Source organism: Kitasatospora sp. NRRL B-11411, from assembly GCF_000721345.1.
GTDB lineage: Bacteria > Actinomycetota > Actinomycetes > Streptomycetales > Streptomycetaceae > Kitasatospora > Kitasatospora cineracea.
Map to the genome: position 1 here is coordinate 150,890 of NZ_JOGH01000002.1, position 15,055 is coordinate 165,944.

At 76.4% G+C, this 15,055-nt stretch carries 12 protein-coding genes and 1 pseudogene; 4 read left to right on the forward strand and 9 right to left on the reverse strand.

The features are described from left to right. Positions 1-7: 7 nt before the first annotated feature. A complete protein-coding gene (locus IH44_RS0101950; RefSeq protein ID WP_030457587.1) occupies positions 8-1,093 on the forward strand; it encodes a phosphotransferase enzyme family protein in 1,086 nt (361 codons plus the stop codon). A gap of 14 nt (positions 1,094-1,107) precedes the next feature. On the opposite strand, the gene IH44_RS40465 is transcribed toward IH44_RS0101950, so the two are convergent. From IH44_RS40465 to IH44_RS0101975, 5 genes are all read right to left on the reverse strand, one after another. After that, on the reverse strand, positions 1,108-2,811 hold the full coding sequence (locus IH44_RS40465) for a protein kinase (protein ID WP_051816439.1): 1,704 nt from the start codon (positions 2,809-2,811) through the stop codon (positions 1,108-1,110). A gap of 179 nt (positions 2,812-2,990) precedes the next feature. Then, the gene (locus tag IH44_RS0101960; protein ID WP_030457589.1) at positions 2,991-4,304 is read right to left on the reverse strand and encodes a protein kinase; all 1,314 of its coding nucleotides are present in this window, start codon (positions 4,302-4,304) and stop codon (positions 2,991-2,993) included. Positions 4,305-4,407: 103 nt separating this feature from the next. After that, positions 4,408-5,028, reverse strand: a complete 621-nt coding sequence (locus IH44_RS0101965) for a proteasome activator (RefSeq protein ID WP_030457590.1) — start codon at positions 5,026-5,028, stop codon at positions 4,408-4,410. A 120-nt stretch (positions 5,029-5,148) separates the two neighbouring features. Next, a complete protein-coding gene (locus tag IH44_RS0101970; RefSeq protein WP_030457591.1) occupies positions 5,149-6,117 on the reverse strand; it encodes a hypothetical protein in 969 nt (322 codons plus the stop codon). A gap of 103 nt (positions 6,118-6,220) precedes the next feature. Then, positions 6,221-7,213, reverse strand: coding sequence for an NAD(P)H-quinone oxidoreductase (locus IH44_RS0101975; protein WP_030457592.1), 993 nt, complete (start codon positions 7,211-7,213; stop codon positions 6,221-6,223). Between the two features lie 226 nt (positions 7,214-7,439). Here IH44_RS0101975 and IH44_RS0101980 point away from each other — a divergent pair, with 226 nt between their 5' ends. Then, a complete protein-coding gene (locus tag IH44_RS0101980) occupies positions 7,440-8,498 on the forward strand; it encodes an NAD-binding protein (RefSeq protein ID WP_051816469.1) in 1,059 nt (352 codons plus the stop codon). An 87-nt stretch (positions 8,499-8,585) separates the two neighbouring features. Here the strand turns inward: IH44_RS0101980 and IH44_RS0101985 are convergent, their stop codons facing one another. From IH44_RS0101985 to IH44_RS0102000, 3 genes and pseudogenes are all read right to left on the reverse strand, one after another. Next, positions 8,586-9,818 (reverse strand): molybdopterin molybdotransferase MoeA, encoded by a 1,233-nt coding sequence (locus IH44_RS0101985; RefSeq protein WP_030457594.1) that lies wholly within the window; start codon positions 9,816-9,818, stop codon positions 8,586-8,588. After that, a pseudogene (locus IH44_RS47570) lies at positions 9,815-10,808 on the reverse strand (NTP transferase domain-containing protein). Before IH44_RS47570 ends, IH44_RS0101985 begins: the two are co-directional and overlap by 4 nt. 10 nt (positions 10,809-10,818) lie before the next feature. Continuing rightward, the gene (locus tag IH44_RS0102000; RefSeq protein ID WP_051816441.1) at positions 10,819-11,781 is read right to left on the reverse strand and encodes an MBL fold metallo-hydrolase; all 963 of its coding nucleotides are present in this window, start codon (positions 11,779-11,781) and stop codon (positions 10,819-10,821) included. A 200-nt stretch (positions 11,782-11,981) separates the two neighbouring features. On the opposite strand from IH44_RS0102000, the gene manA reads away from it, so the two are divergent. After that, complete coding sequence (gene manA / locus IH44_RS0102005; protein ID WP_030457598.1) at positions 11,982-13,184, forward strand: mannose-6-phosphate isomerase, class I; 1,203 nt, start codon at positions 11,982-11,984, stop codon at positions 13,182-13,184. Here the strand turns inward: manA and IH44_RS0102010 are convergent. Beyond that, positions 13,181-13,732 carry an HD domain-containing protein gene (locus IH44_RS0102010; protein WP_030457599.1) on the reverse strand — a complete coding sequence of 184 codons (552 nt, stop codon included), beginning with the start codon at positions 13,730-13,732 and terminating at the stop codon, positions 13,181-13,183. The two genes, manA and IH44_RS0102010, sit on opposite strands and share 4 nt — an antisense overlap. A 104-nt stretch (positions 13,733-13,836) precedes the next feature. Here IH44_RS0102010 and IH44_RS0102015 point away from each other — a divergent pair, with 104 nt between their 5' ends. After that, positions 13,837-15,048 (forward strand): GNAT family N-acetyltransferase, encoded by a 1,212-nt coding sequence (locus IH44_RS0102015; RefSeq protein ID WP_030457600.1) that lies wholly within the window; start codon positions 13,837-13,839, stop codon positions 15,046-15,048. The last annotated feature ends 7 nt before the right edge of the window (positions 15,049-15,055 follow it).

Genomic DNA, 15,055 nt, shown 5'->3' on the forward strand with positions numbered 1-15,055 from the left:
TCGGTGCGTGACGGACGGTCAGACCCTCTCCCTCGCGCCGGCCCGCCCGGACGCCACCGCTCCCCCCGTCGGAACCCTCAGCCCCCCGGTCGCGCACGCCGCCGTGGCCGGGGTCCTGCGCGCCTACCGCACCCCGCCGCCCACGGCGGTCGTACCGGTCGCGGAGGGCCTGCTCAACCGGGGCTACCGGGTCACCACGGCGGCGGGCGCGTACTTCCTCAAGTGCTACGTCGACCGGGCCACCGCCAACCGGCCCGCGATCACCGCCCAGCACCGCGCCACCACCGCGCTGGCCGCCCGCGGCCTGCCGGTGCCCGCCCCGCTCGCCAACACCGACGGACGGACCGTCACCGCGCACGGCGGCCGGCTGTTCGCGCTCTACCCGTGGGTGGCCGGAAACCACCGGCACGGCACCGAGCTGCCCCCCGTCCGGTGCGGCGAACTCGGCGCCCTGCTGGGGGCGTTGCACGGCGCGCTGGCCGACGTGTGCGCCCCGCTGCGGCAGCCCGCCGGGGTGCTCAGCGCCGAGGCCGAGGAGACCGAGCGGATCGTCGCCGAACTCCGCGACCTGGCCCGCGCCCACCGCCCCTACGGCGCCTTCGACCGGCAGGCCGAACAGCACCTGACCCAGCGTCTGGACCTGCTCGCCGCCCACCGCCACCGCCGCCCCGGCCCCGCCGACGCCCCGCCCACCGGCTGGACCCACGGCGACTTCCACGGCCTGAACGTGCTCTACCGGGGCGACACCGTCAGCGCCGTCCTGGACTGGGACAAGCTCGCCCCGCACCCGGTCGCCGAGGAGGCCGTCCGGGCCGCCACCCTGCTCTTCAACGACCGCACCACCGGCGTCCTCGACCTGCCCCGGGTCCGCCACTGGGCCCGCGCCTACCGGGCCACCGGCGCCGCGGACGCAGAACAGGTCGCCCGCGCCGTCCACCGGGTCTGGTGGGAACGGCTGAACGACCTGTGGATGCTGCAGTGGCGCTACCAGCGCCGCGACCACCGCGCCGACCCGCTCTTCCCGGCCGCGGCCGGGCAACTGGCCTGGTGGTGCGAGGAGTACGAGCAGGTCATCGACGCGTTCGCCAACTGACCCGCCCGCACCGGCTACGGATGGACCGGCAGTTCCCCGATCCCCACCGAGGTGCCGGACGGGTTCGGGCTGGGGGACGCGGGCGCGGACGAGGTCGTCGACCCGCTGGGCTTGGTCCCGGTCGGGCTCGCCGACGTGCTCGCCGTCGCCGAGTGCGACGGGCTGGCCGAGGCGGACGCGGACGGGCTGGCCGAGGGCGAGGCGGTCGGCGACGGCGTGCTGCTCGGCGTCTCCTGCTGGTGGGTGCCGCCGCTCGAACTGCGGGTCGGCGCCGCGCTGCTGGGCCGCTCGGACGGCTCGTCGGTGGCGTGGGCGCTGGGGCTCTGCACCGGGGCGGTGGTCTGCTGCTGCTTCTTCGGGTCCTCGGTGTGGTCCTTGTTGGCGGTGATCGCCAGCGCGACCCCGACGGTGGCGGCCAGCACCAGCGCGACCGCGCCCAGCACCCAGCCCCACGGGTTGCGCCGCCGCGGCGGCTCCGGCTCCTCACCGTCGCTCCCGCCGCCGCCGGCCCCGACCGCCGCCGGGTAGGGCTGCGCGGGCGTCCGGTAGGCCGAGGTGGCCTGGTAGGGCAGCGCCTCGGTGGCGGCCGTCCCGGCGACCGGGTTCATCGGCTCGGTGAGCGAGGCGGACCCGGCGGGCGGGGTGCCCTCCCAGGCCCCGGCCGCGGCGGCGGCCGCCAGCCCGGCGGCGCCCGCCGGGTAGCCCGCGCCGGCCGCGCCGTGCATCTGCCGCAGCGCGTGCTGCACGTGGGCGCGGAACTCGTCGGCGCTCTGGAACCGGTCGTCCGGGTTCTTCTCCAGCGCCCGCAGCACCAGCGCGTCCAGCGGCACCGGCACCCGGTCGTTGGCCCGGGACGGCGGCACCGGCGCGTCCTGGACGTGCTGGTAGACCACCGAGAGCGGGGTCTCGCCGACGAACGGCGGCCGCAGGGTGAGGAGTTCGTACAGCATGCAGCCGGCCGCGTACAGGTCGGAGCGGTGGTCGACGGGCTTGCCGAGGGCCTGCTCGGGCGACAGGTACTGCGGGGTGCCCATCACCATGCCGGTCTGCGTCATGGTGGTGGCGCCGCCGGCCAGCGCCCGGGCGATGCCGAAGTCCATCACCTTGACCGCGCCGCTGGTGGTGATGATGACGTTGGCGGGCTTGATGTCCCGGTGCACGATGCCGTGCCGGTGGCTGTAGGCCAGCGCCTCCAGCACCCCGGCGGTGATGATCAGCGCCTGGTCGACCGGCGGCGCCTCCTCGTCCACCAGCAGCTCGCGCACGGTGCGGCCCTCGACCAGCTCCATCACGATGTACGGGGTGGACTCCCCGCCGTGCTGCTCCTCGCCGGTGTCGTAGACCGCGACGATCGAGTGGTGGTTGAGCGCGGCGACGGCGTGCGCCTCGCGGGTGAAGCGAAGCCGGGCGGTGTCGTCCTCGGCGAGTTCCGAGCGCAGCAGCTTGACGGCGACGGTGCGGCCCAGCCGGATGTCCTGGGCGGCGAACACCTCGGCCATCCCGCCGCGGCCCAGCCGCCGGGTCAGCCGGTAGCGGCCGTCGCCGATCGTGGGGAACGGAACGGCGCTGCCGCGTCCGGGAGTTCGGGCCCCGCCCGGGAAGACCTCGGTGGGTCCGGTGGACTCTTCCGGGTGGCCCGCGTCCTCGTCCCGGGCGTCCGCGCCGGGCACCTCCGGCTGCTGGTCCCCACCGTCGTCCGGTCGTTCGCTCTGACCCATCGCTCCTCGCCCCGGGCACCCGCTCGGCGCGCGCTCGCCCTGTCGGTTCTTCCTCAGCACGCTACCGTCTCGGGCCCTCCGACGTGGAACGAGACGGCGCACGCGGGGGTCGGTTCGGGTCGCGCGAGCCCGCCGGCACCCCGGTTCGAGTACCGTGTCGAGCGACTGCGCCCTGTGCCTCAGGAGTTGCCGGCGCTGGCCACCACGACCATCAGGATGACGAACGCCAGCATCAGCACGCCGGCGATCACGCAGATCACGATCGCCGCGGTCGAGCAGCCGTTGCGCTCGTTGGCCCGCGGGGCCGGGTAGGGCACCGCCATCGGCGGCGGGGTGGTCTGCGGGAAGACCGGCGCCTGCGGGAACGGCGGCGGGGTCTGCCCGAGCTGCGGGAACGGCTGCGGCGTCGGCGCGGCCGGCGGGAACGGCTGCGGGGTCGCGTACGGCGGCGGGGTCTGCGGGCCGGGCATCGGCTGGTACGGCTGCTGCACCGACGGCGGGCCGGCCTGCGGGCCGGGCACCGGCGGGAAGTTGGTCAGCGACGGCGCGGCGTGCACCGAGCGCGGCCCCTCGCCGATCACCAGCGGGGTGGACGCCTGCAGCGGGGTGTTGCCGCCGCCCTGCCCCCCGGCCAGGACCCGCTCCACCTCCTCGCGCATCGCCTCCGCGGTCGGGAACCGCTGCGCCGGGTCCTTGCGCAGCGCCCGCTCCACCAGCGCGTCGATCCCCGGGGTGACCGCCCGGTTCAGCGTGGACGGCGCCGGCGGGGTCTCCTGCACGTGCTTGTACGCGATCGAGAAGGCCGAGTCGCCGTCGAACGGCAGCTGCCCGCTGAGCAGTTCGAACAGCATGCAGCCGACCGAGTACAGGTCGGAGCGGGCGTCCACGCTCTTGCCGAGCGCCTGCTCCGGCGACAGGTACTGCGGGGTGCCGACCACCATGCCGGTCTGCGTCATCGAGGTGACGCCGGACTGCAGGGCCCGGGCGATGCCGAAGTCCATCACCTTGACGACGCCCTTGGTGGACACCATCACGTTGGCCGGCTTGATGTCGCGGTGCACCAGCCCCTGGTCGTGCGAGGCCTCCAGCGCCGCCAGCACCGCCGCGGTGATCTTCAGCGCCTGCTCGTTGGGCATCGCCCCGAGCGTGGTCACCTGCTCGTCCAGCACGTCCTTGAGCGAACGGCCCTCGACGAACTCCATCACGATGTACGGCGTGGTCGTCCCGTCCGGTGCGACGTCCTCGCCGGAGTCGAACACCGAGACGATGTTGGTGTGCTGGAGCCGGGCCACCGCCTGCGCCTCGCGCCGGAACCGCTCCTTGAACGAGGACTCCCGCCCCAGTTCGGTGTGCAGCGTCTTCACCGCGACCTGCCGGTCGAGCACCGTGTCGTGGGCCAGGTGGACCGAGGCCATGCCGCCCTGCCCGAGCATCCGCTGCAGCACGTACCGGCCGTGCCCGAGCGCGTACCCCTCGGTGGTGCCCTCAGTCATGGTCCCAGCTCCCCCTCGGCGCGCGGTACTTCCGGACACCGGTCAGGGTAGCGGTTCGGGGCCGCGCCGAAGCGCGGCCCCCGCAAGGCCACCGTGGGTAGGGCTACAGGTACGGACCGGAACGGATGCCGCGGCCCGGGCCGCCCTCCTCCGGCTCGCCCTCCGCCCCGTGCAGGCCCGGCGGGAGCGCCCGCCGCATCTGCTCCAGCTGGGCCCGCGCCGCCATCTGCTGGGCGAACAGCGCGGTCTGGATGCCGTGGAACAGGCCCTCCAGCCAGCCCACCAACTGCGCCTGGGCGATCCGCAGTTCGGCCTCGGTCGGGATCGTGTCGTCGGCGAACGGCAGCGACAGCCGCTCCAACTCCTCGACCAGCTCCGGGGCCAGGCCCAGCTCCAGCTCCTTGATCGAGCTGGCGTGGATGTCCTTCAACCGGGCCCGGCTCGCCTCGTCGAGGGGCGCCGCCCGCACCTCCTCCAGCAGTTGCTTGATCATGCTGCCGATCCGCATCACCTTGGCCGGCTGCTCGACCATCTCGGTCACCGGCAGCTCGCGCGGCTCGTCGTCCCCGTCGCCCCGCCCGAGCCCGCCGGCCGGCGCGGTGCCCACCGCCATCCCGTCCGGTCCGACGATCAGCACCTTCGGGCTGTCCTCTGATCTCCCGCCCGCCGCCTGTGACGCCTGGAAGGGATCCTGGTTCGACCGCTCGTTCATCGGGTTGGTCATAGCTCCTTCATATGCTCCGTCCGCCACGGAGGTCAACGAAGCCGGTCCGCCGATCGTCCCGCCCCGACCGGCCCCGCTCCGTTTCGGTGCCGTCCCCGCCCGTGTTCCGCTCCTACCCCGTCACCGCCGGCGCAGACGCAGCCCGACCAGGCCCAGGCCCAGGCCGATCAGCCCCAGCCCGGCCCCCAGCGGGAGCAGTCGCACGGACGGGTCGCTCCAGTGCAGCGAGGGCACCGCCGGCACCACCGGCCCGGCCGCCAGCACGCCGTCGGCCCCCGCCCCCGCGGGCGCCTCCGGGTCCGCCGCCACCGCGTCCCCGTCCGTCACCGCACCCGGGTCCGCACCGGGCAGCGCCGCGTCCGGCACCGGCAGCCCGTTCACCGTGCCGTCCCCTCCTCCGGCCCCCGCCCCGCTGCCCGTCCCGTCGTCCGAGGGCTCCGGCGACGACGGGAGCTGCGGCACCACCGCCTGCTGGTGCCGCCCGTGCCCGACCGCGACGGGGGCGGGCACCGAGGACGGCACGGGCTCCACCGACGCCTCGGGGGACGCCGAGGGCGAGGGATCCGGGGACGGCGGGGCGGAGCCGGACGGAGACGAGGACGGGGACGGGGACGCCGAAGGAGAAGAAGAAGGGGAAGGGGACGCGGACGGGAGCGGGGACGGCTCGACCGACTCGACCGGGTCCGCCGGCTCCACCGGGGCAACCGGGACCGCCGGGGCGCTCGACGCGGCCGGGGCGGTGCGGGTGGCGGTGGCGGACGGGGGCGTGCTCGCGGTCGGCGCCGAGGGGACGGGCGGCGCGGGCGGCCCGGATATCGCGCCGCCCGGTGCCGGGACCACGGGTACCGCCGTGGCCCCGGCCACCTGCTGCCGCGCGGCGTCCAACTGCGCCCGGGCCTGCTGCCGGGCCGCGTCCAGCTGTGCCTGCGCCTGCTGCCGGGCCCCGGCCGCCGGGTCGGCGGCCAGGGCCGGGGCGGCCAGCAGCAGCGGGACCGCCACCCCGGTCAGCGCCGCCCAGCGGCGCAGCGCGGGCGGGCGGGCGGTGGCACGGGCCGGGACGGCGGGCGCGGGGCGGCGGCGAGCGAGCATGGAAAGCAGGTCCTCCCGACGGCCGCCCGCGGTGGGACGCGGGCGGAGGCGGAACAGCTTGTGACCAGACTCACATACTCGGGCACTCCGGGCATTTCGACCCTCAGCGGGCGGCTCCGGGCACCTCCAGGAGCACCTTGCCGACCTGGGCGCCGGACTCGATCACCCGGTGCGCCTCGGCGGCCTCGGTGACCGGCAGGACCCGGTCGACCACCGGGCGGACGGCGCCCGCCTCGATCAGCGGCCAGACGTGCTCCCGGACGGCGGCGACGATGGCGGCCTTCTCCCCGAGCGGGCGGCCGCGCAGGTTGGTGGCGACCAGCGCGGCCCGCTTGGCCAGCATGGCGGAGAGGTCGACCTCGGCCTTGGTGCCGCCCTGCAGGCCGATCACCACCAGGCGGCCGTTGACCGCCAGGGCGTCCACGTTCCGCTGCAGGTACTTGGCGCCCATGATGTCCAGGATCACGTCGGCCCCGGCGCCGCCGGTGGCCTCCCGGACCACCTCGACGAAGTCCTGCTCGCGGTAGTCGACCAGGACGTCCGCGCCCAGCTCGGCGCAGCGGGCCAGCTTCTGCGGGCTGCCCGCCGTCACCGCGACCCGCGCGCCGACCGCCTTGCCCAGCTGGATCGCCATCGTCCCGATGCCGCTGGCCCCGCCGTGCACCAGCAGGGTCTCGCCGGGCCGGAGGTGGGCGACCAGGAACACGTTCGACCACACCGTGGCGGCCACCTCCGGCAGGCCCGCCGCCGTCACCAGGTCGACGCCCTCGGGAACCGGCAGCAGCTGCCCGAACGGGACCGCGACCTTCTCCGCGTACCCGCCGCCGGCCAGCAGCGCGCAGACCTCGTCGCCGACCGCCCAGCCGGACACCCCGGGGCCGAGGGCGGCGATCCGCCCCGAGCACTCCAGCCCCGGGTAGGGGGAGACCCCGGGCTTCGGGCTGTAGAGGCCCTGGCGCTGCAGGAGGTCGGCCCGGTTGACGGCGGTGGCCGCCACCTCGACCAGGACTTCGCCCTCACCGGGCACGGGATCCGGCACGTCGGCCCAGCGCAGCGCTTCCGGCCCGCCGAACTCAGGAAGAGTCATTGCATGCATGCCCCCGACGCTACTGCGGCCGACCGCGCGGACGGCCGGTTTCCGCGCGGTCGGCGGGGCCCGTCCGCCGCGGTGTCGACGGACACTCCGTCAGGGCGCGCGCGGGCGGCCCGACAGGGTGGCGACACTCCGGCCCCGGCGTCACCCCGGGGCGGGCGGACCCCCCATCCTTGTCCCTGTGCCGACATCCATCCCGCCCCAGGACACCGGTGCCCGACCGTCCCGTCTGACGCTCAGTCGCTTCCGGGACGCGGGCACCGACACCACCGACCCCACCCGCCGGATCGCCCTGCCGTCCCGGCCGACCCGGCCGCCGACCCGCCAGGTGGCCCGCCGGCTGCTGCTCGCGCTGGGCGTGCTGGTGGTCACCACGCTGATCGTGTACGCGGACCGCGCGGGCTACCACGACAGCGCGGACCCCTCGGTCAGCCTCCTCGACTCGGCGTACTACGCCACCGTCACCCTCTCCACCACCGGGTACGGCGACATCACCCCGGTGAGCGACAGCGCGCGACTGGTGAACATCTTCGTGATCACCCCGCTGCGCGTGCTCTTCCTCATCATCCTGGTCGGCACGACTCTCGAAGTGCTCACCGAACGCACCCGCCTGCAGTGGCGGATCGAACGCTGGAGGCACACCGTGCGGGACCACACCGTCGTCATCGGCTACGGCACCAAGGGCCGCAGCGCCGTGGACACCCTGCTCGGGCAGGGCGTCCCGAAGGAGTCCATCGTGGTGGTCGACCCGCAGGCCAAGGCCGTCGACCAGGCCACCCACGACGGGCTGGTCGGCGTGCTCGGCGACGCGACCCGGGCCGCCACCCTGATCCGGGCCGAACTGCCGCGCGCCGCCCAGGTGGTGGTCGCCCCCGAGCGCGACGACACCGCCGCCCTGATCACCCTGACCGCCCGTCAGCTGAACAAGGGCGCCACCGTGGTCGCCGCCGTCCGCGAGGACGAGAACGCCCCGCTGCTGCGGCAAAGCGGCGCGGACGTGGTGGTCACCTCCTCCAGCTCCGCGGGCCGGCTGCTGGGCATGTCGATGCTCAGCCCGAACGCGGGCGCGGTGATGGAGGACCTGCTGACCTACGGCAACGGCCTGGACGTCGCCGAGCGCCCGGTCACCAAGGCCGAGGCCGGGCTCAGCCCGCGCGAGCTGGACGACCTGGTGGTGGCGGTGGTCCGCGGCCGCCGGGTGCTCAACTACACCGAGCCGGAGGCCGCCGTGCTGCAGCTCACCGACCGCCTGATCGTCATCAAGCCGGGCACCCCGGTCACCCACTGACCGGGAAGGACGGCGCGCGAAGGACGGCGGGAGGCGGAACCGGGGCCGCTGGTTCCGCCTCCCGCCGTTCCACGTGGAACATCCCGCTCAGGACAGCGGCAGCGCCAGCACCTCCGCGCACTCCCCCGCCGCCAGGCCGCCGGGCGGGACGACCGCCAGCGCCTCGGCCCGGGCCAGGCCGCGCAGCATCGCCGGGCCGTCGTGCGGCAGCGGGACCAGCCCGGCGGCACTCCGGCGCACCGGGTGCAGCCGGGTGTCGACCGGGTGGCCGGGCAGCGCGGCGGCCAGCGGCTCGGCCGGACCGGCGGCCGGTGCGGTCCGGCCGGACAGCGCGTGCAGCAGCGGCAGCGCCAGCGTGACGGTGCCGGCCACCGCGGCCAGCGGATTGCCGGGCAGGCCCACCAGGTGGCGACCGCCGGGCAGCACTGCCAGCAGCATCGGGTGCCCGGGCCGCACCGCCACCCCGTCCACCAGCGGGTGCCCGCCGGTGGCCTCCAGCGCGGCGTGCAGGAAGTCCACCGGCCCGGCGGCGGTGCCGCCGGTGGTGAGCACCAGGTCCGCGGGCGAGTGCCGGATCGCGTCCCGCAGCAGCCCGAAGTCGTCCCGGACGTAGCGGCTGCCCAGCAGTTCGGCCCCCGCCCCGGCCAGCCAGGGCGGCAGCAGCGGGCCCAGCGCGTCCCGCACCCGCCCCGGGCCGGGCAGGCCCGCCACCAGCAACTCGTCGCCCAGCACCAGCAGTTCCACGGTCGGGCGGCGGTGCACCGCCAGCCGGTCGTGCCCGGCGGCGGCGGCCAGCCCGAGCACGGCCGGCGTCACCGGCAGCCCCGCGGGCAGCAGTTCCTCACCCCTGCCGCACTCCTGCCCGCGCGGCCGGACGTCCTGCCCGGGCACCACCTCGCCGCGCAACTGGGCCGCGCCGTCCGGCAGTTCGGTGAGCGCCCCGTGCTCGCGCCGGAGCACCCCGGTGGCACCGGGCGGCAACTGGGCGCCGGTGGCGATCTCCACCGCCGCGCCGTCCGCCAGCGGCAGGCACGCCTGTCCCGCCAGCACCCGGCCGGACAGCCGCCACGGCCCCGGACCGGCCACCGCCCAGCCGTCCATCGCCGAGGTGTCGAAGGCCGGCAGGTCGGTGAGCGCCGCCAGCGGCTCGGCCAGCGTCCGCCCCGCCGCCGCCGCCAGTTCCACCCGCTCCACCGGCAGCGGCCCCGGCACCGCCGTGCGCGCCGCCCGCCGGGCCGCCGGCCACGGGCAGCCGCGCAGGGTGGCCCCCGCGGAGGTCACCCGGACCTCGTCGGCCGGACCGACCGGAGCCCGGTTCATCGCCCGTCCGCGGCGTCGGGCCCGGCCTCGGCACCGGCCGCCGCGGCGGCCCAGCGCTCGGCCAGCGCCGTCACCTTGGCGTTCGCCTCGGCCACCGCCGCCGCTCCGCCGCCGTTCGCGGCCGCCGCGTAGCCGACCAGGAACGCGGTGAGCGGAGCGGCGGGGCGCTCGACGCCGTGCGCGACCACCCGGGTCATGTCCAGCAGCCCGCGAACGTCCACCGCCAGGTCCAGGCCCAGTTCGGCACCGGCCGCGGTCATCCACTCGTCCAATGTGCGCTCCATGACGCCCATGCTGCCCGATCCGCCCGCCCGCAAGCCGCTTCCCCCGTGAGCGCCACGCGTCGTTTCCCTCACCGCCCGCCCCCGGCCCCGGTGAACGGCCCGCCGCGCCCCGTCAGCCGCGCCCCGCCCGGTCGCGGGCCGCGGCGAGTTCGTCCCAGGTGTCGCAGTCGAAGGCGGCGCCCGCCGGGTCGGGCAGCCGGGTCAGCCGCAGCGGAGCGAGCAGGCCGCGCAGCGGGCGGCCGGCCGGGTCGCCGAGCGCGGTGCGGGCCGCCCGCAGGGGCGCGGTGCGGTAGGCGGCGGCCAGCGGCTGGTCGCAGCCGTCGGCGTCGACCAGCAGGGCCCCGTCCCAGCGGTCGCCCCCGTCCCCGTCGAGCGCGGCCAGCAGCCGCCGCACCGTCGCGGCGTCCAGGAACGGCAGGTCGGCGGCGAGCAGCAGGACCCGGGGCGCGGTCACCGCGGGCAGTGCGGCGGCCACCGCCGCGAGCGGGCCGCCGCCCGGCGGGTCCTCGCGCAGCCAGCGGACCCCGGCCCGTTCGGTGGGCCGCTCGGGGCCGACCACCAGGGTCCGCCGGGCGTCCGCGCAAGCCGCCAGCACCCGGTCCAGCAGGGTGCGCCCGCCGACCGTCAGGGCGGGCTTGTCGGCCCCGCCGAGCCGCCGGCCCGCCCCGCCGGCCACCACCACCGCGTCGTACCCGTCGTCCGTCACCCCGGCAGTATCACTGCTCGCCGTCGACGATCTCCGCGTCGACCACCTCGTCGTCGGCGGCGTCGTCGCCCCGAACGCCCCGAACGCCCCCGGTGCCCCGGTCCGCCGCCCGGCGGCGGGCGACGTTCGCGGCCGCGCCGTGCTCCAGGATGGCCGGCAGGGTCAGGCCGCCGTAGCGCTCGTTCATCGCGGCGGCCAGCGCCTCCGCGTCGTCGGGGTGGTCGTGCAGCGCCTCGTCGAAGTCGCGCAGGTAGCCGGCGGTGAAGGCGAGCACCCGGTGCGCGGCGTCGTCCGTGCCGGGGGCGCGGTGACCGGCGATCACCCGGTCGACGCCGAGGTCGGCGATCCGGCCCAGGTTGTGCGACCACTGGCCGCGGGCGTCCGGATCGGTGTCGGCGGTCCAGACGTGGGTGCCGTTGTAGACGAAGTCGCCCGCGACCACGGTGCGGATGCTCGGCAGGTGGGCGACGGTGGAGCCCGCGCTGTCGCCCTGGCCGAGCTGCAGGATCCGGATCAGCTGGCCGTCGATCATCAGCGGCTGCGGCATCAGCAGCCCGGGCAGCAGCGGCTGGTCCGGGATGTCGTCGCCGTACACCGGCTTCCACTGCGCGACCTTCGCCGCCGCGGTCTGCCCGATGCCCTCCACCACTGAGGGCGCGGCCAGCAGTTGCGCGGCCGGGAACAGCCGCAGCACCTCCTCCGCGCCGAAGTAGTGGTCGGGGTGCTGGTGGCTGACCACGATCGCCAGCAGCTCGCGGCCCTTGCCGGCGATCCACTCGGCGAGCTCGCGCCCGGCGCTGCGGGTCAGCTGGGCGTCGACCAGGATCGCCGTGCGCTCGCCCATGATCAGGCTGGAGGTGGCGAAGAACGCGCTCTCCGGTCCGGTGAAGACCTCGACCTCCAGCGGGCGGAAGGCCGGCGCGGCGCCCGCCCGGTGGCCGTGGGCGCTCTCCTCGGGCAGTGACGCGGTCACGGCTGCTCCCCTGGTCGGTGCGGCGGCGGGCACGGGCCGGCCCGTCCCGTCCAGCCTGGCCGGAAGGCCCCCGCGCCGCCGGGTGGGAGCGCCCAGGAGGGTGATCACCGCAACCCCCCGGCCCGCCACGGGCGTCGACTATTGTCGTGGGTCCCCGCACCGCCGGGCACCTCGTGCACACACCACCCCGGGAGTACCTGATGGACCGGCTCGACAACACCGTCCGCGACTACGCCTGGGGTTCGACCACCGCCATCCCCGAGCTGCTCGGACGGCCCGCCACCGGTACCCCCCAGGCCGAGCTGTGGATGGGCGCCCACCCCGGGGCGCCGTCCCGGGCCGACCGCGGTGGCGGCCCGGTCCCGCTGGACCGGCTGATCGCCGCCGACCCGGTCGGCGAGCTGGGCGCCGCGTCCGTCGAACGGTTCGGGCCGACGCTGCCGTTCCTGGCCAAGGTGCTCGCCGCCGCCCTGCCGCTCTCCATCCAGGCCCACCCGACCAGGGCGCAGGCCCGGGCCGGGTACGCCGACGAGGAGGCCCGCGGCATCCCGCTGGACGCCCCGCAGCGCAACTACAAGGACGACAACCACAAGCCCGAACTGATCTGCGCGCTCAGCGAGTTCGAGGGCCTGTGCGGCTTCCGCACCCCCGCCGGAGCGGCCGCCCTGATGGCCTCGCTCGACGTCCCCGGGCTGGAGCCGCTGATCGACCTGCTGCACACCAAGCCCGAACCGGAGGCGCTCGGCGGGGCGCTCGCCGCGGCCCTGGGCCTGACCGACGACGCGGGCCGCGAGACGGTGGCCGCCGTCGCCCGCGCGGTCACCGCCGCCGCCCCGGCCGACCCGACCGGCGAGCTCGCCGGGTACGCCTTCGCCGCCGCCGAGCACCCCGGCGACCCCGGGCTGGTCGCCGCGCTGCTGCTCAACCACGTCCGGCTGCAGCCCGGCGAGGCGCTCTACCTCGGCGCCGGGCTCCCGCACGCCTACCTGCGCGGTACCGGCGTCGAGATCATGTCCAACTCCGACAACGTGCTGCGCTGCGGCTTCACCCCCAAGCACGTGGACGTCCCCGAGCTGCTGAAGGTGGTCGACTTCCGGGCCGGCCGCCCGGAGGTGCTGCGCCCCGAACCCGGCCCGGACGGCGAGCGGCACTACCCGGTGCCGATCGACGAGTTCCGGCTCTCCCGCTACAAGCTCACCGACCGCCCCGCCACCCTGCCCGGCGACGCCCCGCAGATCCTGCTCTGCACCGCCGGAACGGCCCGCCTCGCCTCGGGCGGCCAGGAGTTGACGCTGCGGCACGGCGAGTCCGCCTTCCTGCCGGCCGACGGCACCCCGACCCTGCTCACCGGCCCCGGCGCGACCGTCTTCCGCAGCACCGTCACGCTCGGCCGGAGCAGCTAGAGCGGGTGGCGCGCCTGGTAGGCCAGGCGCGGGCCGGCGTCCGCGCCGAGGGCGGTGAGCAGTTCGTCCAGGGCCAGGAACCAGGCCCAGCGCTCGCCGCCGCCCGCCCGGGCCAGGGCCTCGACCAGCAGGTCCTCCAGCTCCGGGACGCGCTTGTCCTTCCACACCTTGTCGGCCAGCGCGACCAGCAGGTCCTCGGCGGTGGAGGACGGGCCCCAGTCGGCGTGCCCGGCCGCGAACCGGGCCAGCTCCGGGGCCACCCCCGCCGCCAGCAGCAGCTCCCGGCCGGCCGGCTCGTGCGCCGAGCCCGGGCCGGACAGCTCGGAGCGGTGCACCGCCTTGCCGATGTCGTGGGTGGCCGCCCCGAACAGCACCGCCGGCCGGTCCACCGCCAGCTCCGGGCAGCGCTCCGCCGTCCAGTCCGCCAGCCGCGCCGCCACGTCGTGCACCAGCCGCAGGTGCGCCACCAGCCGGGGCGGCGCCCCCGCCCCGGTCAGCAGCGCGACCGCCTCGTCCGGCAGCGGGAGCAGTTCCAGGTCCTCGTCCATGGCGGGCGACCCTACCCGACCCGGTTAATCGCTTGACCGTGCACCGGCGAGACGGCTGCACTGAACCGGACAGGCGACCGCGACCGCGGAAGGCGGCGGCATTGATCGACATCCGGCCCACCACCGAGCAGGACCTCGACCTGTTCGTCGAGACCATGCACGCCGCGTTCGGGATGTTCGTCGACCCGCCCGGCGAGGGCGGCACCGGCGTCTGGTGGTCGGCCTTCGAGCCGGAGCGCGGCCTGCTCGCCCACGACGCGGACGGCCGGCCGGTCGGCACCGCCGGGGCGTACACCTTCGAACTCACCCTGCCCGGCGGGCGGATCGTCCCGGTCTCCGGGGTGACGGCCGTCGGCGTGCTGCCCTCGCACCGGCGGCGGGGCGTGCTCACCGCGCTGATGCGCCGCCAGCTCGCCGAACTGCGCGGGCGCGGCGAGGTGCTGGCGGTGCTGCTCGCCTCCGAGTCGGTGATCTACCGCCGCTTCGGCTACGGGCCCGCCACCTCCACCCAGAACTACGCCGTGCCCCGGCAGCGCGCCGCGCTCGCGCCGCTCCGGGCCGGGGACGCCGACCCGGGTACGGTCGAACTGCTGCACCGCGACAGGGCGGTGGAGCTGCTGGAGCGGGTCTACGACGAGTACCGGCGGCTGCGCCCCGGCTCGGTCTCCCGCCCGCACCGCTGGTGGGAGCGCGGCGCCGGCCAGCCCCCGATCGCCCCCAAGCCCCGCTACGTCGCCCTGCACCGGGACGCCGCCGGCCGGCCCGACGGCTACGCCAGCTACCACGTCGACGACGACCGCACGCTGCGGGTCGACGAGACCGTCGCCGTCACCGACGCCGCGTACACCGCGCTCGCCCGCTACCTGCTCGGCCACGACCTGGTCCAGCGGGTGGTGTTCCGGCACGTCCCGCCGGACCACCCGCTGCCTTGGCTGCTCGCCGACCACAGCGCCGGCCAGCCCGAGAAGTACACCGACTGGCTCTGGGCCCGGGTGCTGGACGTCCCCGGCGCGCTCACCTCCCGCGGCTGGAGCGCCGACGGGGAACTCGTCCTGGACGTCGACGACCCGTTCCTCGGCGAGCACCACCGCCACCTGCTGACCGTCCGCGGCGGCGAGGCCGCGTGCGTGCCCACCGACCGCGAACCCGACCTCTCGCTCGACGTCAGCGACCTCGGCTCGATCCTGCTCGGCGGCACCGCCCCCAGCACCCTGGCCCGGGCCGGCCACCTCCGCCTCCACCACCCCGACGCCGCCGCCCGCGCCGACGCCCTGTTCCGCGCCGAGCGCGCCCCGCACTGCCTGCACTGGTTCTGAGCACCCC